We start from the raw sequence: 24971 nt of genomic DNA on the forward strand, positions 1-24971 counted from the left end.
TCGATATCGGACGGCCGCGGCCGAGCGGGCGCGCTGGGACTACTCGGCCTCCTTGAGGGTCACCTCGACACCGCCGACGAGATCGGCGGCGAGGTTGTAGATGACGGAACCGACCGTCGACAGGGCTGTGATGAGCAGGACGTTCAGGGCGCCCACCAGCACCGTGTAGCCGAAGACGCGGAAGAAGGAGAACCAGCCCGCGGCGTCGACGCCGCCGGACGAGCCGTCCTGCTCCTCGGTGAGACTGTTGATCGTCTCGCTGAGCGCGTCGAACACGCCGAGACCGGACAGGATCACGTACAGGACGACGACCGCGACCAGCAGGATGACGAAGCAGACCAGCGACAGGACGAAGCTGAACTTCATCACCGACCACGGCTCGAGCCGCGCCAGCTGCAGCTGCGCCTTGCGGGCCGGCTTGCCGTCGCCCTTGCCGCCCTTGCCGCCGGGCTTGCCCGACGCGCCGGACGGGCCGCGCTGCCCCCCGGCGGGGGCCGGACGGTCGCGCAGGACGGTGCCCGCGAAGCCGCCGGACGCTCCGCTCGGCCCGGACGCCGACGCCTGCGCCCCAGCGGGGACGGGCGGGGCCGACGGGGCCTGCGGGGCGGGCGGCGGGGACGGCTGCTCGGTGCGGCCCGCGGAGACGGAGGCGGCCGGCTCGGCGGGCTTGGTCCAGTCGGAACCGGACGGACCGGACGACGGGCTCTTCGCCGCGGGCGCCGCCTTCATGTCGGACACCGTGGCCGGAGCGTCCTTCGGGGAGCCCGCAGCGGACGGCGTCCGCTTCGAGGCCGGCGAGCCCGAGGAGTTCGACGATCCCTTCGCGGAGTTCGTGGCCTCGGCGTCCGCCGAAACGTCCTCGGGGGTGTCGTCCGACTTGGCGCCCGGGGCGGGCTCCGGGTCGTTCTCCACCTTGGCCAGGTCGGTCCTCGTCTCCTCCGCCGGGCCGGTGTCGGCCTTCGCCTCGTCGCGGCCCGGCTTGGCGGAGGCGGCGGCCGCGACCGTCCCGCTGCCGCCGGTCTTCTTCGCGCTCCCCTTGCCGGTGCCGCCCTTGTTCTCGCCGGGCTCGGTGCTCACGTGTCGTCCTCCTGGCCTAGTGGCGGGACGAGGCCGGCTCCTTTACTCGTCCTCGCCACTGTCGGCTTCCTCTGCGTCATCCATGGACTCTACGTTCCTCGCGATGGCCACGACGCTGTCCCCGTCCGCGAGGTTCATCAGCCGCACGCCCATGGTCTGCCTGCCGGACTGCTTGATCTCGGCGGCGGTGGTACGGATGACGCCGCCGTTCGACGTCATCGCGAACACCTCGTCGTCCGGGCCGACCATGAGGGCCCCTACCAACATGCCGCGCGCCTCAACGATCTTAGCGGTGAGGACTCCCTTACCCCCACGTCCTTGCAGCGGGTACTGGTCGACGGGCGTCCGCTTGGCGTAGCCGCGGTCGGTGGCGACCAGGACGTCCTGCTCACTGCCCCGCATGACCAGCATGTTGAGGACCTCCTGGTCCTCCTCGAAGCGCATGCCGATCACGCCGGACGTCGCGCGGCCCATCGGGCGGAGCGAGTCGTCGTCGGCGCGGAACCGGATGGCCTGCGCGCCGGTCGAGACCATCAGCAGGTTGTCGTCGGAGTCGACGAGCCGCGCCGCGATCACCTCGTCGTCGTCGACCAGGTTGATCGCGATGATGCCGCCGGTGCGGGGCGAGTCGAAGTCGCTCAGCGCGGTCTTCTTGACGCGGCCCTTCTTGGTGCCGAGCACCAGGTAGGGCGCCACTTCGTAGTCGCGCAGGTCCATCACCTGGGCGATGTGCTCGTCCGGCTGGAAGGCCAGCAGGTTCGCGACGTGCTGGCCGCGCGAGTCGCGGCCGGAGTCCGGCAGCTCGTAGGCCTTGGCCCGGTAGACGCGGCCCTTGTTGGTGAAGAACAGGATCCAGTGGTGCGTCGTGGTGACGAAGAACTGGTCGACGATGTCGTCCTGCTTCAGCTGGGCGCCGCGCACGCCCTTCCCGCCGCGCTTCTGCGCCCGGTACAGGTCGGTGCGGGTGCGCTTCGCGTAGCCGCCGCGGGTGATGGTGACGACGACGCCCTCTTCGGCGATCAGGTCCTCGTAGGACACGTCGCCGTCGAACGGGATGATCTCGGTGCGGCGCTCGTCGCCGAACTTCTCGACGATCGGCGCGAGCTCGTCGCCGACGATCCGCCGCTGCCGCTCGGGCGAGGCGAGGATGTCGTTGTAGTCGGCGATCTCCGCCATGAGCTTGTCGTACTCGTCGGTGATCTGCTGGCGCTCCAGCGCGGCGAGCTTGCGCAGCTGCATGTCCAGGATGGCCTGCGCCTGGATCTCGTCGATCTCCAGCAGGCTCATCAGGCCCTGCTGGGCCTCCGACGCCGACGGCGACCGGCGGATCAGCGCGATGACCTCGTCGATGCGGTCGAGGGCCTTGAGCAGGCCGCGCAGGATGTGGGCGCGCTCCTCGGCCTTGCGCAGCAGGAACCGGGTGCGGCGGACGACGACGTCGATCTGGTGCGCGACCCAGTGCCGGACGAACTGGTCGAGGCGGAGCGTGCGGGGAACCCCGTCGACCAGCGCGAGCATGTTCGCGCCGAACGTCTCCTGCAGCTGGGTGTGCTTGTACAGGTTGTTGAGGACGACCTTCGCGACCGCGTCCCGCTTGAGGACGATCACGAGCCGCTGGCCCGTCCGCCCGGACGTCTCGTCGCGGACGTCCGCGATGCCGTCGAGCTTGCCCTCCTTGACCCCGTCGGCGATCTTGAGCGCGAGGTTGTCGGGGTTGACCTGGTAGGGCAGCTCGGTGACGACGAGGCAGGCGCGGCCCTGGATCTCCTCGACCTCGACGACCGCGCGCATCGTGATCGAGCCGCGGCCGGTGCGGTACGCCTCCTCGATGCCCTTGCGGCCGACGATCAGCGCGGCGGTCGGGAAGTCGGGGCCCTTGATCCGCTCGATCAGCGCCTCGAGCAGCTCGTCGTCGGACGCGCCGTAGTTGTCCAGGTACCAGCGGACGCCGTCGGCGACCTCCCGCAGGTTGTGCGGCGGGATGTTGGTCGCCATCCCGACGGCGATGCCCGCGGACCCGTTGACCAGCAGGTTCGGGTAGCGCGACGGCAGGACGTCCGGTTCCTGCGAGCGGCCGTCGTAGTTCGGCGTGAAGTCGACGGTCTCCTTGTCGATGTCGCGCAGCAGCTCCATCGCCAGCGGTGCCATCCGGCACTCGGTGTAGCGCATGGCGGCGGCCGGGTCGTTGCCGCGCGAGCCGAAGTTGCCGTTGCCGTCCACGAGCGGGTACCGCATCGACCACGGCTGCGCCAGGCGGACCAGCGCGTCGTAGATGGCCGAGTCGCCGTGCGGGTGGTAGTTCCCCATGACGTCGCCGACGACGCGGGCGCACTTGAAGTATCCGCGGTCGGGACGGTACCCGCCGTCGTACATCGCGTACAGGACGCGGCGGTGCACCGGCTTGAGCCCGTCGCGGACCTCGGGGAGCGCGCGCGCGACGATGACCGACATCGCGTAGTCGAGATAGCTCTTCTGCATCTCGACCTGGATGTCGACAGGTTCGATCCGTTCGTTCGGGTGTCCGCCCGCCGTGGTCATGTCCGTCACTTAGCTGACCTCTTCTGCTTGAAGGAAAGAAAGTACGTTCGCCGCTACGGTTCGGGCCGCCGGGAGCCCGGCCCGTCCCCGCATCTCAGATGTCGAGGAACCGCACGTCCTTGGCGTTGCGCTGGATGAACTCGCGGCGCGGCTCGACTTCCTCGCCCATGAGCACGCTGAACAGCTCGTCGGCCTGGGCGGCGTCGTCGAGCTGGACCTGCAGGAGCACCCGGTTCTCGGGGTTCATCGTGGTGTCCCACAGCTCGTTGGCGTTCATCTCGCCGAGACCCTTGAACCGCTGCACCAGGTCGCGGGGGCGCGGGTCGCGCTTGCCGGCGGCGATGCCCGCCTCGATGACGGCGTCCCGCTCGGCATCGGAGAACGCGTAGTCGACCTCGTTGCCGCGCGAGTCCCACTTGATCTTGTAGAGCGGCGGCTGCGACAGGTACACGTGCCCGGCCTCGATCAGCGGCTTCATGAACCGGAACAGCAGCGTCATCAGCAGCGTGTTGATGTGGTGGCCGTCGACGTCGGCGTCCGACATCAGGATGATCTTGTGGTAGCGGAGCCGGGAGATGTCGAACTCGTCGTGCACGCCGGTGCCCAGCGCCGTGATGATCGCCTGCACCTCGTTGTTCTTCAGGATCTTGTCGATCCTGGCCTTCTCCACGTTCAGGATCTTGCCGCGGATCGGGAGGATCGCCTGGAACTGCACCGCCCGGCCGCCCTTGGCGGAGCCGCCCGCCGAGTCGCCCTCGACGATGTACAGCTCGGACCTCGCCGGGTCGGTGGACTGGCAGTCCGACAGCTTGCCGGGCAGCGACGTCGTCTCCAGCAGGCTCTTGCGGCGCGTCAGATCCCGCGCCTGCCGTGCCGCGACTCGCGCGCGCGCCGCCTGCGACGCCTTGTTGATGATCTCCTTGGCCTCGCCCGGGTTCTCCTCGAACCAGTCGCGGAGGAACACGTTGCAGGCCCGCTGGACGAACGACTTCGCCTCGGTGTTGCCGAGCTTCGTCTTCGTCTGCCCCTCGAACTGCGGGTCGGCCAGCTTGATCGAGATGATCGCGGTGAGCCCCTCGCGGACGTCCTCACCGGTCAGGTTGTCGTCCTTGTCGCGCAGCAGCCCCTTGTCGCGGGCGTACCGGTTGACGATCGTGGTGAGCGCCGCCCGGAACCCCTCCTCGTGGGTGCCGCCCTCCGCCGTGTTGATCGTGTTCGCGAAGGTGTGCACCGACTCCGCGTACGACGAGTTCCACTGCATCGCGATCTCGACGGACATGCCGTCGGTGTGGTCCTCGAAGTAGACCACCGACTCGTGGACGGCGTCCTTGCGCGCGTTGATGTAGCGGACGAAGTCCTCGATGCCGCCGTCGTAGTGGTACCGGACGACCCGCGGTTCGTCGCCGTCGTCGCCGTCCGCGTGCTCGGGACGCTCGTCCCGCAGGGTGATCGCCAGCCCGCGGTTGAGGAACGCCATCTCCTGCATGCGCCGCGACAGGGTCTCGAAGTTCCACTCGGTGGTCTCGAAGATCTCCGGGTCGGGCCAGAAGGTGATGCGGGTGCCGGTGTCCGACGCCTCCTCGCCCCTGCGCAGTTCCGTCTCCGGGCCCTGCCAGGTGTACGACTGCCGCCAGACGTACCCGTCCGTCCGCACCTCCGCCTCGAGTCTGGTGGACAGCGCGTTCACCACCGCGGAACCGACGCCGTGCAGGCCGCCGGACACCGCGTAGGACTTGCCGTCGAACTTGCCGCCCGCGTGCAGCGTGGTCAGCACCAGCTCGATGGCCGGCCGCTTCTCCACCGGGTGCTCGCCGACCGGGATGCCGCGCCCGTTGTCGAGCACGCTCACGCCGCCGTCGGCCAGCAGCGTCACCACGATGTCGTCGGCGAAGCCCGCCAGGGCCTCGTCGACGGCGTTGTCCACGATCTCGTAGACGAGGTGGTGGAGGCCGCGCTCACCGGTCGATCCGATGTACATGCCCGGGCGTTTGCGCACCGCCTCGAGACCTTCGAGGACAGTGATCGAACTAGCGTCGTACGCCAAAGGAGATCCTCCTGCCGGGGATGTCTGCCGCCCCGCGCCCGGAGGGAGCGCGGTGTGCCCCGTAACACACTTCAGGGCACCCCTTGTGCTCTGATCACACCTGGTCAGAGCCCCGGGCACCCCACGGCGGCGCAGCATCCTGTACCCGATGTCATTCTACCGGGTCGCACGGCGAAAAGTGGCACTCACGCGGCGCTGTGTGCGCGTGTGGCGGCCGAGTGGAACCGGAGGCACATCCCCCCATGACTCTGGGGGGTTTCTTTGGCCTACGGCGCACTCGTCGCCGAACTCGTCGCCCTGCATCCCGAACAGATGTTCTCACCCGGCACTGACAAGGTTCGGCGCCGAAAGGCTTGCGGCGGGGCGGGCGTGTGAGGGGTGTCGGGTGCGCGCCGCGCGCGTGCCGTGCGCGCGTGCACGCTGCGCGTGTCGGGCGTGCCTGGGTGGCCGGGGGCGGTGGGTCAGCGGGCGCGCCACGCGCCGCCTCGGCGCGGGCCGGACGCGGGCCCGACCACCTTCACGCGGCGGACCGTCCCGTGCCCCAGCTCCAGGTTCAGCCGCCGCACGAGATTCGACGACAGCAGCCGGAGCTGCGTGGCCCACGTCGCCGAGTCGGCGGCGATCGTCAGCTCGCCGTCCTCGAAATGCTCCGGGCGCGTGTGCTCGGCCAGTTCGGGCCCCACGATCGCGGCCCAGTTGCCGAACACGCCGCCGACCGCCGCGCGCTGCTCCCATCCGCGTGTCGCCAGCAGGTCGCGGATCGCGGCCCCGAACTGCTTCGGATCGCCGCCGCGCCCCGGCTCCCGGTTCCGCACCGGCGGACCGCCGCTCTTGCGCCGGTTCTTGTGGCCCGGGAGGGTGCCCCGCTTGAGCGCGTCCGCCTTGGCCTGCGCCAGCGCCTCCCGCGCCAGTTCGATCCCCGACTTGCCGGACGTTCCGGGCGTCCCGGACGCCTCCGATGTCCCGGGCTCGTCCGGTTCGCCGGACGCCGAAGCGTCGCCGGTGCCGTCCACATCCTGTGGATCCTCGCTCATGTCCCCCCTCCTTCCCACAGCCTGTGGACGACCATTCTGGCCGCACCCGACGACATCCCTGCCGGACGCGCCGTCCCGCGCCCCCACCGGTCACCGCTCGACGATCGCGGACGACGATCGCGGACGACGTCAGTCGCGGACGCGGTCAGTCGCGGACGACGTCGCCTCCGGACACGGTGAACGTCGCGCCGGTCAGCTCGTCCGGGACGTCCGCGGGGACGGCGGCGGTGATCAGGACCTGTTCGGCCGGCGCGACCATCTCGGCGAGGCGGCTGCGGCGGCCCGCGTCCAGTTCGGCGAACACGTCGTCGAGGATGAGCACCGGGTCGTCGCCGTCCGCCCGGAGCAGGTCGAACGCGGCGAGCCGCAGCCCCAGTGCGAACGACCACGACTCGCCGTGGCTCGCGTAGCCGCGCGCGGGCAGTTCGCCGAGCCGCAGGACGAGCTCGTCACGGTGCGGGCCCACGAGGCTGACGCCCCGCTCCAGTTCCTGCTTCCGCGTGTCGGCCGCGGCCGACAGCAGCTGCTCGGCGAGTTTTCCACGGTCTGTGGACAACTCGGCGTCGCCCAGAGAACTCCGGTACTGCAGATCCGCGACGTCGCTTCCCGGGGCCAGGGCCGCGTACGCGCGCGCGACGAGCGGCTGGAGCGCGCCCACGAGGTCGAGCCGCGCGGCCAGAAGCTCGGCGCCCGTCCGGGCGAGATGCGAATCCCACACGTCCAGGGTCGCGAGAACCTCCTGGCCCGGCGCGCGCCGGTGCGCGGCCGCCGACTTCAGCAGGGCGTTGCGCTGCTTGAGTACGCGGTCGTAATCGGACCGCACCCCCGCGAAGCGCGGCGCGCGCGCGGTCAGCAGCTCGTCCATGAACCGGCGCCGCTCTCCCGGGTCGCCCTTCACGAGCGAGAGGTCCTCGGGGGCGAACAGGACGGTCCGCAGCATGCCCAGGATCTCGCGCGGCCTGGGGACGGGGGACCGGTTCAACCGTGCCCGGTTCGCCTTCCCGGGGTTGATCTCCAGCTCGATCAGCGCCTTGCGGTCGTCCTTCACCGCCCCGACGCGGACGATCGCGCGCGGTGCGCCGTGCCGGACGAGCGGGGCGTCGGTCGCGGCCCGGTGGCTGCCGTGCGACGCGACGTACCCGACGGCCTCGACCAGATTCGTCTTGCCCTGGCCGTTCGGCCCCACGAACGCCGTGACCCCCGGCTCGAGCGCGACCTCGGCGGTCGCGTACGAGCGGAAGTCCTGGAGCGAGAGGTGGGCGACGTGCACGGAGACGAGCGTAGAGCCTCACACCCCATGAACGATCCCCGCCCGCCCAGGGGGGCCGACCCCACTTCGAGTGTCCAGCCCGCCCGCGCCCGGGCGCACGGAAACCACAGGCTGTGGATAACCGTGCGTCAGACGGTGGGCGGGTTCACGTCGGCGCCGGGGGAGTCGGCTCCCTTCGCGGCCTCGACGGCGTGCCCGCCGAACTGGTTGCGCAGGGCGGCGACGACGCGCATCGCGGGGGAGTCGTCCTGGCGGGACGCGAAGCGGGCGAAGAGGGACGCGCTGATCGCGGGGAGCGGGACGGCGTGGTCGACGGCGGCCTGGACGGTCCAGCGGCCCTCGCCGGAGTCGTTCGCGTAACCGCGGATGTCGTCGAGCTCGGGGTCCTCGGCGAGCGCGCGGTTCATCAGGTCGAGCAGCCAGGACCGGATGACCGTGCCCTCCTGCCAGCTGCGGAAGGTCTCCGGCACGTTCGTGACGACGTCGCTGGCCTCGATCAGCTCGTAGCCCTCGCCGAAGGCCTGCATCATCGCGTACTCGATGCCGTTGTGGACCATCTTCACGAAGTGGCCCGCACCGACCTTGCCGGAGTGGACGAACCCGAAATCGCCCTCGGGCTTGAGCGTCTCGAAGATCGGCATGAGGCGCGCGACATGCTCCTCGTCGCCGCCGACCATGAGCGCGTAGCCGTTCTCCAGTCCCCACACGCCGCCGCTGACGCCGCAGTCGACGAAGCCGATCCCCTTGGCCGCGAGCTCCTCGCCGTGCTTCTGGTCGTCCACATAGTGTGAATTACCGCCGTCGATGACGATGTCGCCCTCGTCGAGGATCTCCCCGAGGCTGTTGACGGTGTCCTGGGTGGGACGGCCGGCGGGCACCATCACCCACACGGCGCGCGGCGGGGACAGCCGCTCCGCGAGCTCGCGGAGCGAGCCGACGTCGCTCAGCGCGGGATCCCGGTCGTAGCCGACGACCGTGTGGCCGCCGCGGCGCAGCCGCTCGGCCATGTTGCCGCCCATCTTGCCCAGGCCGATGATGCCCAGCTCCATGCTCACTCTCCCCTGTGCTCGTCTGCGCGCGCGCCGGTCCGGACGCGCGCCGATCCGCGAGGGCGTCTCCCCCGCGGATCGTCCGTCCCCCTGTGATGCCCGGGAATCACGCCTTACCCGGACAGACGCACAGGCATGATCAGGTAACGGTAGTTCGGGTTCGACCCCTCCTCCGGCGGCTTGCCGGTGAGCACGGCGGGCTTGGTCGGGGTGGTGAACGACAGCCGGGCGACGTCCGAGCCGATCGCCTGCAGCCCCTCCTGGAGGAAGCCGGGGTTGAAGGCGATGTCGATGTCCTCGCCCTCCAGCTCGGCCTCCAGCGCCTCGACGGCCTGCGCCTCGTCGCCCGTCCCGGCCTCCAGGACGACCTCGCCCTGGCGGAACGACAGCCGGACGGGCGTGTTCCGTTCGGCGACGAGCGAGACGCGCTTGACGGCCTCGATGAACGGCGCCGTGTGGATCTCGGCGTGCCCGGCGTACTCGCTCGGCAGCAGCGACCGGTACTTGACGAAGTCGCCGTCGAGCAGCCGCGAGGTGGTGCGGCGGCCGCCGCCCGCGAAACCGATCATGCCGTCGCCGGCGCCGGACGTGCCGCCGAGCGCGATCGACACCTCGGCGCCGGACGTCAGCGACTTGGCGGTGTCGGCGAGCGTCTTGGCGGGGACGAGCGCGACGGCGGAGAAGTCGGGACGCTCGGGCTTCCAGTGCAGCTCGCGGACCGCGAGGCGGTACCGGTCGGTGGACGCGAGCGTGACGGTCTCCCCCTCGATCTCGACCCGGACGCCGGTGAGCATGGGGATCGTGTCGTCCTTGCCCGCGGCGATCGCGACCTGCGAGACGGCGGCGGCGAACTCGTCGCTGCCGACCGAGCCCGCGGCGGGCGGCATCTCCGGGAGGGTCGGGTAGTCCTCCACAGGCATGGTGAGGAGTGTGAACTTCGCGCTGCCGCAGCGCACCATCACCTTCGCCCCGTCGGTGGTGATCTCCACAGGGTGGGGAGGAAGGTTCCGGCTGATCTCGGCGAGCAGCCGGCCCGACACCAGGACGGTCCCGGCCTCCTCGACCTCGATGTCGGTGGAGACCTGCGCGGAGACCTCGTAGTCGAACGCGGAGAGCCGGAGCCGGTCCTCGTTGCCCTCCCCGCCGGCCTCGATGTGCATGCCCGCGAGCACCGGGACCGGGGGACGGGGCGGCAGCGTGCGGGCCGTCCAGGCCACGGCGTCGGCGAGGGCGTCTCTGTCGATGCGGAACTTCAAGGGGACCCGCCTCCTGCAGGTGTCGGACAACGGTTCGATGCGAGCACCTCGGCCCGAGCGTTCGGGGCACGTTTTCCCCAGGCCCGGAGTTGAGGTGAATCTTTTCTTGGGTAGAGAACAGGTGTGGTCTTAGTAGTAGGGGCTGTGGACAGTGTGGACAGAGGCCATCGTCCCAGGTGAGACCCCGTATTTTTGTCCACGGGTGGCCTGTGTACGAGCTGTGGAGGACGAGGGCCGCCTGTGGAGGGCGATTCTGTGCCCACAGGCCGTCCCCAGGTCATCCCCAAGTTATCCACGAGTTTTCCACGGGTTCTCCGGTCCGGTCGGCCGGATTCGGCGGTACGCGTGAGCCCGCGGCTCGTTCGTCCACCGCTCGTCCCCAGGTCGTCCCCAGCTTTTCCACTGGTTTTCCCCAAGGCGCGGGCGCCGGTGCACAGCCCGTCCACAGTCGTCCACACTTCATCCTCAGGTTTTCCACGGGTTGTCCACGGGGTTATCCACGAAAATCCCCAGAGTTTTCCACAACCTGTGAGTAACCGCTCCCGTTTTGCCGAGAGGGTCGAATATGTCGTTTCTGTTCTGCCCGGCGGCTGTGGACAATGGGAACGGCGGCCGTCCACAGCCACGGAGAGGGAGTTTTCCACAGGTCGGCGCCCCTGTGGTCAGTGCTTGCTCGCCTGGTGCTTGATCCGCCCGGTCAGCTCCGTGACCTGGTTGTAGATCGCGCGCCGCTCGGCCATCAGGGAGCGGATCTTCCGGTCCGCGTGGATGACCGTGGTGTGGTCGCGGCCGCCGAACTGCTGCCCGATCTTGGGCAGGGACAGGTCGGTCAGCTCGCGGCACAGGTACATGGCGATCTGCCGGGCGGTCACCAGCATCCGGGACCGCGACGGCCCGCACAGGTCGTCGATCGTCGTCCCGAAGTACTCGACCGTCTGCGCCATGATCATCGCCGCAGTGATCTCCGGCCCGGTGTCGTTCGGGATCAGGTCCTTCAGCACGATCTCGGCGAGCCGCATGTCCACCGACTGCCGGTTCAGGCTCGCGAACGCCGTCACCCGGATCAGCGCGCCCTCCAGCTCCCGGATGTTCGTCGCGATCTGCGAGGCGATGAACTCCAGGACGTCCGGTGGCGCGGCCAGGCCCTCCTGCCGGGCCTTCTTCTGCAGGATCGCGATCCGCGTCTCCAGCTCGGGCGGCTGGACGTCGGTCGTCAGCCCCCACTCGAACCGGTTGCGCAGCCGGTCTTCCAGCGTCACCAGCTCCTTGGGCGGACGGTCGCTGGAGATCACGATCTGCTTGCTGGCGTTGTGGAGGGTGTTGAAGGTGTGGAAGAACTCCTCCTGCGTCTGTTCCTTCCCCTCCAGGAACTGGATGTCGTCGACGAGGAGGATGTCCACATCCCGGTAGCGGCGGCGGAACCCATCGGCCTTGCCGTCGCGGATCGAGTTGATGAAGTCGTTCGTGAACTCCTCGGAGCTCACGTACCTGACGCGCGCCCCGTTGAAGAGGCTCTGCGCGTAGTGGCCGATGGCATGGAGGAGGTGCGTCTTGCCGAGGCCCGAGTCGCCGTAGACGAACAGCGGGTTGTACGCCTTCGCCGGCTGCTCCGCCACCGCGACCGCCGCCGCGTGCGCGAACCGGTTCGAGGATCCGATGACGAACGTCTCGAACGTGTACTTCGGGTTGAGCCGCGCGTGCTCGGACGTCCCCGACGCACCGCCGGAACCGTGCGTCCCACCGCCGGGGCCCCCGCCACTCGGACCGCCACCCGGACCCCCGCCGGGACCCCCGCCGGGACCGCCGCCACCGGTCGCGCCGACCGGTCCACCCGATCCACCTGGGCCATGGCCGGACGCACTGCGCGGTGCGCCGCCGTGCGGTCCGCCGGAACCACCGGACGTCCCCGGGCCGGGCCCTCGCGCATCGGCGGTGTCCTCGTCGCGGTACGTCTCCTCCCCGCGGTACTGCTCCGGGTACTGCTGGTCGGCGCCGGGGTACGGGCCCTCGGCCCCCAGGTAGGAGTTTTCGCCGTGCCTGGTGTCGGGGCCCGGCTCGCGCTCCTTCGGCTCCTCGGGGACACCGCCGCCGCGGCGGAGCGGGCCGAGCGTCCGGTCGTTCAGGTGCGAGGGCGCGTGCGGCGGCCGCCCTGGACGCTCGCCGCCGAACCCCTCCGCGCCGCCGTATTCGGCGCCGTACCCCTCGCCTCCCCCGAAGCCGGAGTTCTCGGAACTGCCGTAACCGTCGTTGCCGTACCCCTCCCCGCCGTACTCGCCCGATCCGGGAGGGCGTGCCCGGTATGCCTGGCGGCCGTCGAACGGGCCGGGGCGCGATGACCCGAACGGGGCCTGCCGGGGCGCCGAGGGATAGCCGCCTCCATGCTCGCTCTCGCGCTGCGGCCATCCACGGTCGTCCTCCCCCTGTGGATAACCCCCGGGGTTGTGGGTAACCCCGGGCTGCTGCCGGTACCCGGGCTCGCCGTACGGCTGCTCCGGAAACGGGCGGTCGGAGAACTGCGCGTCGCCGTACTGCTGCTCGGGGAAGGTGCGCTCTCCCTCGTGGGGGCGTTCGCCGTAGGAGGAAGGCGCCGGTTCGTGGGGGGCGGGGCCGGGGATCGGCGCGGACAGGGGCTCCCCGCCCGCGCGGGGACCGCCGCCGGGGCCGGGCACCGAGGGCGCCGGCGGTTCGGGCTGGACGGTCACCGCGACCCGGATCTCGCGCCCCAGCTCATGTGACAGGGCCTGCGTGATCAGGCTGCGCAGCCGCGTTTCCAGGGCGTCTTTGGCGAACTCGTTCGGCGCCGCGAGGAGGGCGGTGCCCTCGACGAGGGCCAGGGGGCGGACCATCGGCAGCCATGCGCGGTAGCTCGGAGACAGATCACTCTCGGACAGCGCGGTGAGGGTACGGGCCCAGACCGATCCGAGATCCTGACCGTCCATGCGCAAGGTCCCCTCCCCACATCTCCGTCGAACGGAGTACCTGACTGCCCGGCTCTTCCGCGGCTTGCGTTCTGCCTCGTGGGGCACGTCCGCGATGCGGAAGCCCTACTCTCTCACGAGTTGTCCACAGAGTTTTCCACATGCTGTGCATAAACAAGCGGCACCTGTGTATAACTCTCAGGCGCGCACTGGACGAACGATCGCGAGGTTCCCGGTCACGGCAGGACCGGCGCAGAAAAGAGGGTTCAGGTACGGGGAAGATTCAGCGTGTGATGCCGACGACAGATGTCCGAAGGGGGTGTCGGCTCGCCCGGAAGACCCTAGCCGGTGTCCGGCACACCCGCAACAGGAGTCGCACACCGTCCACCTCGCCCGCCTGCGCCCCTGCCGAACCCGCGAGCCGGGTCGAGAGGCGGGCCGACTCGAGTGGACCCGTACACGGAAGGCACATCCCGCTCACCGCCTGTGGATAACTGCGGGGCACGCCCGCCGCGCACGCCCGCCGCGCACGCCCCCCGCCGCCCCGGTGCCGAGGACTGCTCCGTTTGACCGGGTACTTGGTGAGCCCGTAATGTGGCGAGGTCGAGACGCATCGACGGAGATGCCGCGTGCCCGCCGACGGCCCCGCTGGGACGAACGGGTGGGCCCCCGCTGCGGGGGACCAGACGCGGCCCTAGATGCGAGCCATCGAGTCTTTTACGAGCCGACCGCAGCACTGGAGCCTCAAGTGAGCAAGCGTACTTTCCAGCCGAACAACCGTCGTCGCCACAAGAAGCACGGCTTCCGGCTGCGGATGCGCACGCGTGCCGGGCGCAGCATCCTCGCCGAGCGCCGCCGCAAGGGCCGCGCCCGGGTCGCGGTCTGAGCCCTTTCCCACCGTGCTGCCCTCCGGACACCGGATGCGGCGGCGGGACGACTTCACACGGGCCGTCCGGCGCGGTCGCCGCGCCGGACGGCCGACTGTCGTCGCACACCTGCTCCGCCGGGACGAGCCGACGGCCCCGCCGCTCGTCGGCTTCATCGTGTCGCGCGCCGTCGGCAACGCCGTCGTCCGCAACTCGGTGCGGCGCCGGCTCCGGCACCTGATGCGGGGGCACCTCGAGCGGTTGCCAGCGGGTAGCCTGCTGGTTGTACGCGCCAACCCCCCGTCGGGGACGGCGCGTCCTGACGAACTGGCCGCGGATCTCGAGTCGGCGATCGACCGGCTGCTGCGGCCCGCGTCCAAGGGGCGGAGATGAGGAGTCGGCGGCGGGACCCGAACCCCGCGCAGCACCCGGACGGGCCTCCCGGTCCCGTCGCGGCGGTGCTGATCCTTCTCGTCCGTGCCTACCGCCGCTTCTTGAGTCCGCTGCTCGGGCAGCAGTGCCGCTTCCACCCCAGTTGCAGCGCGTACGGCCTGGAAGCACTCCAGGCGCACGGCGCGACGCGCGGCACGTGGCTGACGGCCCGCCGGATCGGTCGGTGCCACCCCTTCAACCCCGGGGGGTACGACCCGGTGCCCCCGAAGAAGGCGCCGGCGGCGGCTTCTTCGAACTCCGGCCGCGCGGAGAGCGGCCCCGCCCTAGCAGAGTCCAAGGAGCTGCCCGGTGCTTGATTGGCTGTACGAGATCGTCTCTCAGCTCATCGTGTGGATTCACACGGGGCTGAGCACCTTCCTGCCGAAGGACAGTGGATGGGCCTGGGGCGGGTCCATCATCCTTCTGACCGTCTTCCTGCGGCTGGTCATGGTCCCGCTCTTCGTGAAGCAGATCCACGCTTCGCGGAAGATGCAGGAACTGACGCCCAAGGTGCAGGCGCTGCGCAAGAAGTACAAGAACGACAAGCAGCGCCTCAACCAGGAGACCATGAAGCTCTACCAGGAGAACGGCGCGAACCCGCTGTCGGGTTGCCTGCCGCTCCTGGTGCAGATGCCCGTCTTCATCGGCCTCTTCCAGACCCTCCAGAAAATCTCGGACGCCGAGCGGGGCGAGAGCGTCTTCGCGATGTCGGCCGACCTGGTGCAGAGCGCCCAGCACGCCAGCATCTTCGGCGCCCATATCCCGGACACGTTCCTCAACGCCTGGGGCGCCGACCCCAAGAGCTGGACGGCGCTCGTCATCACGGCCATCGCCGTCGTGATCAGCTCCATCACGACGTTCTTCACGATGCGCGCCAGCATGAAGCGGCAGCCCATCACCGACGACGCCAACCCGATGATGCAGGCGCAGAAGATGATGGTCTTCCTCGCGCCGCTGTTCGGTCTGGTCGGCCTCGGTTTCCCGCTGGGCGTGCTCATGTACTGGGTGACGTCCAACAGCTGGACCCTCGCGCAGCAGCACTACATCTACAAGAAGTACCCGCCGCTGAACGCGACCGGCGACGACACCAAGCCCGGCACGAAGTCGGGCGCCAAGGCCGGGACGAAGGCCGGCGCGAAGGGGACCGCGGGGACGAAGGCCGGTGCGAAGGCCGGTGCGAAGAACGGCAAGGCGACCTCCGGCACGAAGGCCGACCTGAAGAAGAAGGGCGCGGAGGAAGAGGTCTCCGAACCCGAGGTCAAGGAGAAGGTCGTGCGGAACCAGCCGACCCGCAAGCCGCGGAGCAAGCGCAGCGGCAGCCAGAAACGCTAGTTTGAACCCCGAGCCCGTGCCGCAGAAGGAGACCCCGTTGAGCCAGACGACCGACGCCACCGAGGTAGACGTCCAGGCGCTCGAGCAGGAAGGCGAGATCGCCGCCGACTACATCGAGGGCCTGCTGGACATCGGTGACTACGACGGCGACATCGACATGGACGTCGAGGGCGAGCGCGCGATCGTCGCGGTCGTCGGGGCGTCCCTGGACGAGCTGGTCGGCAAGCGCGGCGAGGTCCTGGAGGCCCTGCAGGAACTGACGCGTCTCGCCGTCCACCGCCAGACGGGCAACCGCACCCGCCTGATGCTCGACGTCGGCGGGTACCGGGAACGCCGCCGCGCCGAGCTGACGAAGATGGGCACGGACGTCGCGAACGACGTGAAGCAGAGCGGGGAGGCCAAGCCGCTCGCGCCGATGACCCCCTTCGAGCGGAAGATCGTGCACGACGCCGTGGCGGCGGCGGGCCTGCGGAGCGAGTCCGAGGGCGAGGAGCCCGGCCGCTACGTGGTCGTCCACCCCTCGTGAGCGAGCGCCCCGCCTGAACGAACGCGGAACGGCCCCGATGATCCTCGATCATCGGGGCCGTTCCGCGTTACCGGCGGTGGAGGGAGGGGCCCGCGCCCCGACCAAAGCACGCGGGGCCCCTCCCGAACTCGGTGTGCACCGCCGCCCGCGGCACACCGAGTGGTTCTCGTGAAGCCCGGGTCAGGGGCGACGGGTACGGGTGAACCGCCGCGCGGGGCGCCGGGCCGTGGCCGGACCCTCCACCTGTTCCTCCACGGGGTCCTGCACGCGCGTCGTCGGGGGATCCCCTTGGCGCGGAGCCTGCATGTGTCCCCGGTTCTGCGCGTACGCCGGATCCTGGGCGATGGACGGGTCGAGTTCGTCCTGGCCGTGGGTGGCGCTGGGGCCCGGGGGATGCTCGACGACGCGCTCGACGCGTTCGGAGGGACGGCCCGCGGCCGGCGGGTCCTGGATGATGTGCTCCTCGTGGACGACCGTGCCGGGCTCGTCTCCGTAGGCGGGGTCGGCGCCCGTGATCCGGCCGGTGCCGCGGCGCGGCCGCGTGTACTTGAGGGTGAACAGCATGCTGATCACACCGACGAGGATCAGGATCCACCCGACCATCTGGATGTTGACGCCGCTGAGGTCGACCCGGAGTGCGAACGCCAGGATGGCGCCGATGGCCATGAACGCGAGACTGACTCCGATTCCCATACCGGAGCTCCTTCCAGGGGGCTGGCGGGCGACACGAAAGCCTCTACCCGGGTCGTCGCGAATATGCGGAGGGGTGATGTGGTTCTTGCCATATGGACAGGGTCGGGTGCGCATGCGGACCGGGACCCCTCCCCAGGACGTTTCGCGTGTACGCACCCGCGGGGTTTTGTGGAACGATTCGGATGGTGGGGATTGCACGTGAGGTTTTCGGTGATGCGCTGCCCGTCGCGGAGCGCTATGCGGCGTTCCTCGCGGACGCCGGAGTCGAGCGCGGCCTGATCGGGCCGCGGGAGGTCGACCGCCTCTGGGAACGCCATCTGATCAACTGCGCGGTGGTGGCCGAGGCGGTGCCCGAGAATGCTCACGTCGTCGACATCGGATCGGGCGCCGGACTGCCGGGCGTCGTCCTGGCGATCGTCCGCCCCGATCTGCGGATCACCCTTCTCGAACCACTGCTGCGCCGCACCACGTTCCTGACCGAGTGCGTCGACCTGCTCGGACTCCGCAACGTCGAGGTCCGCCGCGCGCGGGCCGAGGACGTCGTGGACGACTACGCGGTGGACGTCGCCACCGCGCGGGCCGTCGCACCGCTGGAACGTCTCGCCACGTGGGCGCTGCCGTTGCTGCGACCGGGGGGCGAACTCCTCGCCCTCAAGGGCGAGCGCGCGGCGGTCGAGCTCGACGAGGCGCAGGCCGTGCTGAAGCGATTCGGTGTGCCTACGGCCGAACTGGTGCAAGTCGGTCGCGGTAGGGTCGAGCCGCCGACAACGCTCGTCCGCGTCGTCGCCGGCCGCGGAGGGGTTGTCGGGCGACAGCAACGCGCGCCCCGGCGTGCCAAAAGGTCGAGGAAGAGGTCTTCATGAGCACGGGACCGGGACTGGGCCGGCCTGACCGCGCCGACGAAACCGCCGACGAATCCCCCGCCGACCAGCCGTCCGCCACCACGCCGTCCGGGCACGCGCTGTGGGGCAACACGACATCCGGTACCGCGGACAACGTCGGATATGTCCCGACGAACTCCGGCACTCAACCGCCGGGTCTGCGCAACGGACCATCTCAGGGGGAGTCAGAACTCGTGCGCGAGGCGCTCAAGGACGTCGATGTTTCACGTGAAACAACCGGCACCGCGCTGAAGACGCGGCCGATCGACAAGGAATGGCCGAGGCCCGACAGGTGCCGGGTCATCACCATCGCGAACCAGAAGGGCGGCGTCGGCAAGACCACCAGTTCGGTGAACATCGCCGCGTCCCTCGCCATGCACGGCGCCCAGGTGCTCGTGGTCGACCTCGACCCGCAGGGCAACGCGTCGACCGCCCTGGGCATCGATCACCATGCCGAGATCCCGTCGATCTACGACGTCCTCATCGAGGACTCGGCGCTCGAGGACATCGTCGTCCCCGCACCGGAGATCCCGAACCTGCACTGCGCCCCGGCGACCCTCAACCTCGCCGGCGCGGAGATCGAACTCGTCTCCAAGGTCGCCCGCGAATCCCGCCTGCGCCGCGCGCTGGAGTCCTACGAGACCGAGCAGTTCGACTACGTCCTGATCGACTGCCCGCCGTCGCTCGGCCTCCTCACGGTCAACGCCCTCGTCGGCGGCGACGAACTGCTCATCCCGATCCAGTGCGAGTACTACGCGCTGGAGGGCCTCGGCCAGTTGATCCGCACCGTCGACCTCGTCAAGGCGCACCTCAACCAGAAACTGAAGGTGTCGACGATCCTGCTCACCATGTACGACGCCCGGACCCGTCTCGCCGCGCAGGTGGCCGAAGACGTCCGCAACCACTTCGGTGACGTCGTCCTCAACACGGTCATCCCCCGCAGCGTCCGCGTCTCCGAGGCGCCCAGCTACGGGCAGTCGGTCATGACCTACGACCCCGGTTCCAGCGGTGCCCTCGCCTACAGCGAGGCCGCCTCGGAGATGGCGCACGCTGGAGCGGCGAAGTGAGTCCTCAGCCACGTCGCGGTCTCGGCAAGGGCCTCGGGGCCCTCATCCCGACCGCCCCGCCCCCGCCGCCCGAGGAGGCGGTGACCCCGGGCGGCGGCGAGCCCGCCCCCAACGGGACGGGGCAGGAGGGCGGGCCCCGCGTCGCCGACGGCGTCCCGGACGTCGCCCCCGTCGTCGGCGCCCATTTCGCCGAGGTCCCGGTCGACCAGATCGCGGTCAACCCGCGCCAGCCGCGCACCCACTTCGACGAAGACGCTCTGCAGGAACTCGCCGACTCCATCGCGATCGTCGGTCTCCTCCAGCCGATCGTGGTCCGCCGGAAGGCGACGGAGAAGTACCACAAGGCGACGGGCGTCACCGAGAAGTTCGACTACGAACTGATCATGGGCGAGCGGCGCTGGCGGGCGTCCCAGAAGGCCGGCCTGGACGTCATCCCGGCGATCGTCCGCGACACCGGCGACGACGATCTGCTCCGCGACGCCCTCATGGAGAACCTCCACCGCCAGCAGCTCAACCCGCTGGAGGAGGCGGCCGCGTACCAGCAGCTCCTGGACGACTTCGGCGCCACCCACGAGGAGCTCGCCAAGCGCATCGGCCGTTCCCGCCCGCACATCACCAACACCCTGCGGATCCTGAACCTCCCCGCGAAGGTCCAGAATCGCGTGGCCGCGGGTCTCCTGTCGGCCGGTCATGCCCGCCTGCTCCTCCGGTTGGACACCCCCGAGAAGCAGGAGCGCATGGCGACCCGCGTCATCGCCGAGGGGATCTCCGTCCACAGCCTCGACGAGATGATCAAACTCCAGGAGATCGGGGACGAGGAGCCGACCCGGCAGCCCCGCCGGAAGAAGGCGGCCGACCCGGGCCTCCAGGAACTCGCCGACCGCCTGTCCGACCGCTACGACACCCGCGTCCGCGTGGACATGGGCAAGAGCAAAGGCAAGATCGTCGTCGAGTTCGCCACCCGCGAGGACCTCGACCGCATCATCAGGTCCATGGTCTCCGACGAGGACGACCCCCAGTTTCCCTGACCTTCCCTGAGCGTCGACCGCCGAGGCCCGCCGCGGCCTCGGCCGCGGTTTCACGTGAAACACGGCGCCCGCCCAGGAGTGCTCCTGACGCACCCCGCGCCGCCATGTTTCACGTGAAACGCGGCGCCCGGTCCCCCAGGATGCGCCCGTCCATCGACGGGCGCTGACGCATGCCTGCGCCGGCGACGGGACGCCCATTCCGCTTCGACGGATGACGCTCCGGGCATGCCACGCAGGCAGGGGTCGGCGATCGACGAGCAGAGAGCCCACCGCGATGTTTCACGTGAAACGGGCCGACGGGTTCGTCCGCGTCGGCGATCACTGAACGGCTGTGCCCCGACCCGCCGCAAGGACGGTCGCCCGACACCGACGCCCGGAGAGCCGTCGGCAACGGTCGTCGCCCGACGCGACGACCGTCGCGCCGCCTCTCGCGGGTCGTGGCGTCCGTCATGTACCGCGCCGGGCCCACGCGCCGCCCCCGCGCACCACCGGCCATCGTGCGTACCGGCCCTAGCGGACCGTCGCGGAGGTCATCTGTTGTGCCGGACTTCGTGTCGATGGACTGCCCCCGCGCGGCGCGTCGCGCGTCGTGCGCGGCGGGTCTCGCCGTCCGCATCGGTGCGAGGGAGGGCGGTGCGGGGTCGTGTTTCACGTGAAACCAGGTGGGCGGGCGTCGGTGCCGGTTGGTGTTTCACGTGAAACGGGGAGCCCCATGGCGGGCTCGTTGGATGCGCGTGGTGGAGTCTTCGCTCGGGGCGGGGTGTGGCTTTGCCGCGACGTCAGGCGAGGCGGGCCAGGAGGAGGTCCTGGGCGACGGTGCCGAGGTCGAGACCGGCGGCGGAGACGGCGCGGGGGAGGAGGCTGGTCTCGGTCATGCCGGGGGCGATGTCGACCTCGAGGAAGTGGACGTCGCCGTGTTCGTCCACGATGAGGTCGGTGCGGGAGAGGTCGCGGAGGCCGAGGGTGCGGTGGGCGGTGAGGGCGGCGGCGGTGGCGCGGTCGGCGACCTCGGGGGCGAGGCGGGCGGGGGTGACGAACTCGGTCTCGCCGGCGTCGTAGCGGGCGGTGTAGTCGTACCGGCCGCCGGGGGCGACGATCTCGACGGGCGGGAGGGCCTCGGGGACGCCGTCCCGCTCGATGACGCTGACGGCGATCTCGGTGCCGGACACGTGGCGTTCGACGAGTGCGGCGTCGCCGTAGGCGAAGCAGCCGACCATGGCGGCGGAGAGACCGGACGCCTCGTACACGGCGGACGCGCCGAGTGCGGCGCCGCCGCGGGCGGGCTTGACGAAGAGCGGGAGCCCGAGGCGGTGCACGATGCGGTCGAGGACGGACGCGGCGCCGAGGTCGTGGAAGATCTCCTTCGGCAGGGCGACGGAGTCGGGGGTGTGCAGCCCGGCGCGGCGGACGATGGACTTCGCGGTGGGCTTGTCCCACGCGACGCGGCAGGCGTCGGGGCGGGCGCCGACGTACGGGACGTCGAGGAGCTCGAGCACGTCGCGGATGGAACCGTCCTCGCCGACGGCTCCGTGGAGGACGGGGAAGACGGCGTCGGGCGGGTCGTCGGTCAGGGAGTCGAGGAGGGTGGCGTCCGCGTCGCGCATCTCGACGGGGACGCCCCGGGCCCGGAGGGCCTCCGTGACGCGGCGGCCGGAGCGCAGGGAGACCTCGCGCTCGTAGGAGAGCCCTCCGGCGAGGACGACGACGTGACCGAGTTCCACGGGAGCCCTTCTCAGACGATGCCCGGCCCCGGGGTGTGGACGCCGGTGCCGGTGGGGGCGGTTTCTCCGAAAGTGTCCCGCATCCTGATCTCCCCTTCGATCACCCCGGCGAGGCGCCGGACGCCTTCGCGGATGCGGTCGGGTTCGGGGAAGCAGTACGAGAGGCGCATGTGCCGCTGCCCGCTCCCGTCGGCGTAGAAGCCGGTGCCCGGGACGTACGCGACGCGTTCGGCGATGGCGCGGGGGGACATCGCCTTGGAGTCGAGGCCCTCGGGGAGGGTGAGCCAGACGAAGAAGCCACCCTCGGGACGGGTCCACGTGCAACCGTCGGGCATCTGCTGCGCGAGGGCGTCGAGCATGGCGTCGCGGCGTTCGCGGTAGAGCTCGCGGAAGTCCTTGATCTGCTCGCGCCACGGTTGGGTCGCGAGGTATTCGCGGACGGCGAGTTGGGAGAAGTTCGAGGGGCACAGGATCGCGGACTCGGCGGCGAGGACGAGCTTGGCGCGGACGGCGTGGGGTGCGAGGACCCAGCCGACGCGGAGGCCGGACGCGATGGTCTTGGAGAACGACCCGAGGTAGATCACGCGGTCGTCGTCGGCGCGGAGCGCGCGGACGGGTTCGCCGTCGAACCGGAGGAGACCGTAGGGGTTGTCCTCGACGATGAGGACGTCGTACTCGGTGCAGATCTCGAGGATCTGGGCGCGGCGGGCCGTCGTGAGGGTGACGCCCGCGGGGTTCTGGAACGTCGGGACGGTGTAGAGGAACTTGACGCGGCGGCCGTCGCGGCGGAGGCGGTCGAGGGTCTCGCGGAGCGCGGCGGGGGCGAGCCCGCCGTCGTCCATCGGGACGTGCACGACGTCGGCCTGGTAGGACGCGAAGGTGCCGAGGGCGCCGACGTAGGAGGGGGCTTCGGCGAGGATGACGTCGCCCGGGTCGATGAAGATCTTCGTGATGAGGTCGAGGGCCTGCTGGGCGCCGACGGTGACGACGACGTCGTCGGCGGAACCGCGGACGCCTTCGAGGGACATGACCTCGCAGATGTGCTCGCGGAGGAGTTCGTCGCCCTGGGCGGAGCCGTACTGGAGGGCCTCGGCGCCCTTCCCGGCGACGAGGTCGCCGATCATGCCGCCGACGGCGTCGAGGGGGAGCGCGGACACGTAGGGGGCGCCGCCGGCGAGGGAGACGATCTCGGGACGGGCGACCATGGCGAACAGCGCGCGGATCTCGGAGGGGACCATGCCGGCGGCGCGGGCGGCGTAGCGGTCGGTGTAGACGTCCGTGCGCGTGTGCTGTTCCACGTGGTCCTCCCGTGGGGTGACTGGCTTGCATGCGAACTTACGGCATCGGGCGCGTGGCGGGACCCCCGGGGAGGTGGCGCGGCGCATGATCGTGGGTAACTCTCTCTCCGATACGATGCGCGAGGACCTCGGAAGGTTGTCCGGGGTCCTCCGCCGGACCAGGCTGGGGGGTGCCGTCCCGGGATGTCGCGCCGTCTCGTCAACATCACGCTGGACAATCTGGATGATCTGCCGTTGCGCTGCCGGGGATGCGTCTTCTGGGAGCTGGATCCGGTGACCCGGGAGCGGGCGCTGGAGAGCGGGGACGCCGGTCTGGAGAAGGAGGCGTGGGTCTCCTCGACGCTCCTGGAATGGGGCAGCTGCGGCAAGATCGCCTACGTGGACGACGTCCCGGCGGGGTTCGTGCTGTACGCGCCGCCGCTGTACGTGCCGCGGTCGGTGGCGTTCCCGACGAGCCCGGTGAGCGCGGACGCGGTGCTGCTGATGACGGCGCACATCCTGCCGGAGTTCGCGGGCGGCGGCCTCGGCCGGATGCTCGTGCAGGGCCTCGCGAAGGACCTGACGCGCCGGGCCGTGAAGGCGATCGAGGCGTTCGGCGACCTGAAGGGCGAGGAGGGCGGCTGCATGGTCCCCGCCGACTACTTGCTGTCGGTGGGGTTCAAGACGGTCCGCCCGCACCACCGGTACCCGAGGCTGCGGCTGGAGCTGAAGTCGGCCCTGTCGTGGCGTGAGGACGTCGAGGTGGCCCTGGAACGGCTCCTGGGCTCCATGGGACCGGAGGGTGTACTTCGTCCTGTTTAGAGGCTTCTGAGGGCCCGCAGGGCGCTACTCGCCGATGAGCGGTGGTTTGGTGCCCGCCAGCAGCCCGGTGCGGACGGCCGTGTCGAGCGCCGCCTTCGTCCGTGCGGCGTCGGAGCCGACGTCCGGGTCGAGGACGCCGAGCATGGTGGTCACGTCGGCGGGCCGGAGGGTGTTCGCGCGGGCCTTGGCGAGGACGTCGGCGATGGCCCGGGGACCGTTCTCGTCGTCGGGCTTCAGGTCCGTCGTCAGCACGCGGATCGTCGCGTCGTCGTCGGCGAGCTGCTCCGGCGGGCCCGCGAGGGCGTCGTCCGGGTGCTCGGCGCGGTGCCATGCGTCGTCGGCGTACCAGTAGACGTAGCCGAGCGATCCGCCGTCCATGTCGTCGCGGAGCCGCTTCCAGGTGAGCCGTTCGGGCAGGCCGTCCAGGAGGTCGGGGCTCTCACCGGTCTCGTCCCGGTCGGCGGGGGGACGGCCGCTGACGACGGCTTCGCCGTCCGGCGCCAGCGTCACCCGCCAGCCGTCGCCGGCGACGCCGTCGTCGTCGACCGACGATCCGTCCGGGGCGATGATCTCCGCGGCGGCCGCGACGGCCAGTACCGATGCGCGCGTCCACAGGAGCCGCGGGTCGTCCAGGTCTTCGGGTTGTCCCGGCCGGGTCACGGTGCGATACCTCCACAGGGTCGGAAACGAATCGGTCGCCGACCCTACCGTCGTGACGGCGGGATCGGCGACCGGTTCGTCGCCCCGCGGACGGTGGCCCGTCCGGGGCCCGTTCAGGACTTGGCGCCGATGAACTCCGCCAGGTCGCGGAGCAGCGCGGCCTTCGGCTTGGCGCCCATGATCTGCTTGACGACCTCGCCGCCCTGGTAGATGTTCATCGTCGGGATCTGCATGACCCCGTACTTCGCGGGGACCTGCGGGTTCTCGTCGATGTTGAGCTTGACGATCTCGAGGCTGTCACCGTGCTCGGCGGCGATCTCCTCGAGGATCGGCGCGACCATCCGGCACGGACCGCACCATTCCGCCCAGAAGTCGACCAGGACGGGCTTGTCGTTCTTCAGGACCTCGTTCTCGAAGTCGGCGTCGGTCACGGCTTTCATGGGTGTCTCCTTCGTGGTCGCCGGGCGGGCCGGACGAGCG

The 24971-nt window shown here is 70.4% G+C and carries 22 protein-coding genes; 9 read left to right on the top strand and 13 right to left on the bottom strand.

Annotated elements, in window-relative coordinates; translation table 11 throughout:
- Nucleotides 1–39 precede the first annotated feature (39 nt).
- The 8 genes from F7P10_RS42530 to dnaA all read right to left on the bottom strand — a co-directional run bounded on the left by F7P10_RS42530 (nt 40) and on the right by dnaA (nt 13207).
- Complete coding sequence (locus tag F7P10_RS42530; RefSeq protein ID WP_254715925.1) at nt 40–1077, bottom strand: DUF3566 domain-containing protein; 1038 nt, start codon at nt 1075–1077, stop codon at nt 40–42.
- A gap of 42 nt (nt 1078–1119) precedes the next feature.
- Nucleotides 1120–3615, bottom strand: a complete 2496-nt coding sequence (gene gyrA, locus F7P10_RS20520; protein WP_151018176.1) for a DNA gyrase subunit A — start codon at nt 3613–3615, stop codon at nt 1120–1122.
- Between the two features lie 94 nt (nt 3616–3709).
- Complete coding sequence (gyrB, locus tag F7P10_RS20525) at nt 3710–5638, bottom strand: DNA topoisomerase (ATP-hydrolyzing) subunit B (protein ID WP_368077491.1); 1929 nt, start codon at nt 5636–5638, stop codon at nt 3710–3712.
- 482 nt (nt 5639–6120) lie between these two features.
- Nucleotides 6121–6693 (bottom strand): DUF721 domain-containing protein, encoded by a 573-nt coding sequence (locus F7P10_RS20530; protein ID WP_151011191.1) that lies wholly within the window; start codon nt 6691–6693, stop codon nt 6121–6123.
- Nucleotides 6694–6838: 145 nt separating this feature from the next.
- Nucleotides 6839–7963 carry a DNA replication/repair protein RecF gene (gene recF / locus F7P10_RS20535; RefSeq protein ID WP_151011194.1) on the bottom strand — a complete coding sequence of 375 codons (1125 nt, stop codon included), beginning with the start codon at nt 7961–7963 and terminating at the stop codon, nt 6839–6841.
- Nucleotides 7964–8091: 128 nt separating this feature from the next.
- Nucleotides 8092–9012, bottom strand: coding sequence for a phosphogluconate dehydrogenase (NAD(+)-dependent, decarboxylating) (gene gnd, locus F7P10_RS20540; protein ID WP_151011198.1), 921 nt, complete (start codon nt 9010–9012; stop codon nt 8092–8094).
- A gap of 113 nt (nt 9013–9125) precedes the next feature.
- The gene (gene dnaN, locus F7P10_RS20545) at nt 9126–10268 is read right to left on the bottom strand and encodes a DNA polymerase III subunit beta (RefSeq protein ID WP_151011201.1); all 1143 of its coding nucleotides are present in this window, start codon (nt 10266–10268) and stop codon (nt 9126–9128) included.
- Nucleotides 10269–10930: 662 nt separating this feature from the next.
- On the bottom strand, nt 10931–13207 hold the full coding sequence (gene dnaA / locus F7P10_RS20550) for a chromosomal replication initiator protein DnaA (protein ID WP_151011204.1): 2277 nt from the start codon (nt 13205–13207) through the stop codon (nt 10931–10933).
- 727 nt (nt 13208–13934) lie between these two features.
- Here dnaA and rpmH point away from each other — a divergent pair.
- The 5 genes from rpmH to F7P10_RS20575 are packed head-to-tail and all read left to right on the top strand — an operon-like array spanning nt 13935 to nt 16342.
- Nucleotides 13935–14072: a 50S ribosomal protein L34 gene (gene rpmH, locus F7P10_RS43405; protein WP_151011207.1), complete on the top strand. Its 138-nt coding sequence runs from the start codon at nt 13935–13937 to the stop codon at nt 14070–14072.
- Between the two features lie 13 nt (nt 14073–14085).
- Nucleotides 14086–14445 (top strand): ribonuclease P protein component, encoded by a 360-nt coding sequence (rnpA, locus tag F7P10_RS20560; RefSeq protein ID WP_151011210.1) that lies wholly within the window; start codon nt 14086–14088, stop codon nt 14443–14445.
- A complete protein-coding gene (gene yidD / locus F7P10_RS20565) occupies nt 14442–14801 on the top strand; it encodes a membrane protein insertion efficiency factor YidD (RefSeq protein ID WP_151011212.1) in 360 nt (119 codons plus the stop codon). The genes rnpA and yidD overlap by 4 nt, the downstream gene beginning before the upstream one ends.
- A complete protein-coding gene (yidC, locus tag F7P10_RS20570; protein ID WP_151011215.1) occupies nt 14794–15816 on the top strand; it encodes a membrane protein insertase YidC in 1023 nt (340 codons plus the stop codon). The genes yidD and yidC overlap by 8 nt, the downstream gene beginning before the upstream one ends.
- A 37-nt stretch (nt 15817–15853) precedes the next feature.
- On the top strand, nt 15854–16342 hold the full coding sequence (locus F7P10_RS20575) for a R3H domain-containing nucleic acid-binding protein (RefSeq protein WP_151011218.1): 489 nt from the start codon (nt 15854–15856) through the stop codon (nt 16340–16342).
- Nucleotides 16343–16522: 180 nt separating this feature from the next.
- Here F7P10_RS20575 and F7P10_RS20580 read toward each other — a convergent pair whose 3' ends face one another.
- Nucleotides 16523–17035, bottom strand: coding sequence for a DUF6458 family protein (locus F7P10_RS20580; protein WP_151011221.1), 513 nt, complete (start codon nt 17033–17035; stop codon nt 16523–16525).
- A gap of 182 nt (nt 17036–17217) precedes the next feature.
- On the opposite strand from F7P10_RS20580, the gene rsmG reads away from it, so the two are divergent.
- The 3 genes from rsmG (at nt 17218) to F7P10_RS20595 (ending at nt 20011) form a co-directional block, all read left to right on the top strand.
- Nucleotides 17218–17898, top strand: a complete 681-nt coding sequence (rsmG, locus tag F7P10_RS20585) for a 16S rRNA (guanine(527)-N(7))-methyltransferase RsmG (RefSeq protein WP_176611904.1) — start codon at nt 17218–17220, stop codon at nt 17896–17898.
- 266 nt (nt 17899–18164) lie between these two features.
- Nucleotides 18165–18983, top strand: a complete 819-nt coding sequence (locus tag F7P10_RS20590; RefSeq protein WP_254716784.1) for a ParA family protein — start codon at nt 18165–18167, stop codon at nt 18981–18983.
- The gene (locus tag F7P10_RS20595) at nt 18980–20011 is read left to right on the top strand and encodes a ParB/RepB/Spo0J family partition protein (protein WP_151011224.1); all 1032 of its coding nucleotides are present in this window, start codon (nt 18980–18982) and stop codon (nt 20009–20011) included. Before F7P10_RS20590 ends, F7P10_RS20595 begins: the two co-directional genes overlap by 4 nt.
- 779 nt (nt 20012–20790) lie before the next feature.
- Here the strand turns inward: F7P10_RS20595 and F7P10_RS20600 are convergent.
- Together F7P10_RS20600 and F7P10_RS20605 are read right to left on the bottom strand one after the other, a co-directional pair.
- Complete coding sequence (locus F7P10_RS20600) at nt 20791–21732, bottom strand: D-alanine--D-alanine ligase (protein ID WP_151011227.1); 942 nt, start codon at nt 21730–21732, stop codon at nt 20791–20793.
- Between the two features lie 11 nt (nt 21733–21743).
- The gene (locus F7P10_RS20605; RefSeq protein ID WP_151018179.1) at nt 21744–22970 is read right to left on the bottom strand and encodes a PLP-dependent aminotransferase family protein; all 1227 of its coding nucleotides are present in this window, start codon (nt 22968–22970) and stop codon (nt 21744–21746) included.
- Between the two features lie 243 nt (nt 22971–23213).
- Between F7P10_RS20605 and F7P10_RS20610 the strand changes: the two genes are divergently transcribed.
- Nucleotides 23214–23831, top strand: coding sequence for a GNAT family N-acetyltransferase (locus tag F7P10_RS20610; RefSeq protein ID WP_151011230.1), 618 nt, complete (start codon nt 23214–23216; stop codon nt 23829–23831).
- 24 nt (nt 23832–23855) lie between these two features.
- Here the strand turns inward: F7P10_RS20610 and F7P10_RS20615 are convergent, their stop codons facing one another.
- Both F7P10_RS20615 and trxA read right to left on the bottom strand, forming a co-directional pair.
- Complete coding sequence (locus tag F7P10_RS20615; protein WP_151011233.1) at nt 23856–24491, bottom strand: hypothetical protein; 636 nt, start codon at nt 24489–24491, stop codon at nt 23856–23858.
- 113 nt (nt 24492–24604) lie between these two features.
- Nucleotides 24605–24931 (bottom strand): thioredoxin, encoded by a 327-nt coding sequence (gene trxA / locus F7P10_RS20620; protein WP_151011236.1) that lies wholly within the window; start codon nt 24929–24931, stop codon nt 24605–24607.
- Between the last annotated feature and the right edge of the window lie 40 nt (nt 24932–24971).

It is taken from the genome of Actinomadura sp. WMMB 499 (assembly GCF_008824145.1).
Classification (GTDB): domain Bacteria; phylum Actinomycetota; class Actinomycetes; order Streptosporangiales; family Streptosporangiaceae; genus Spirillospora.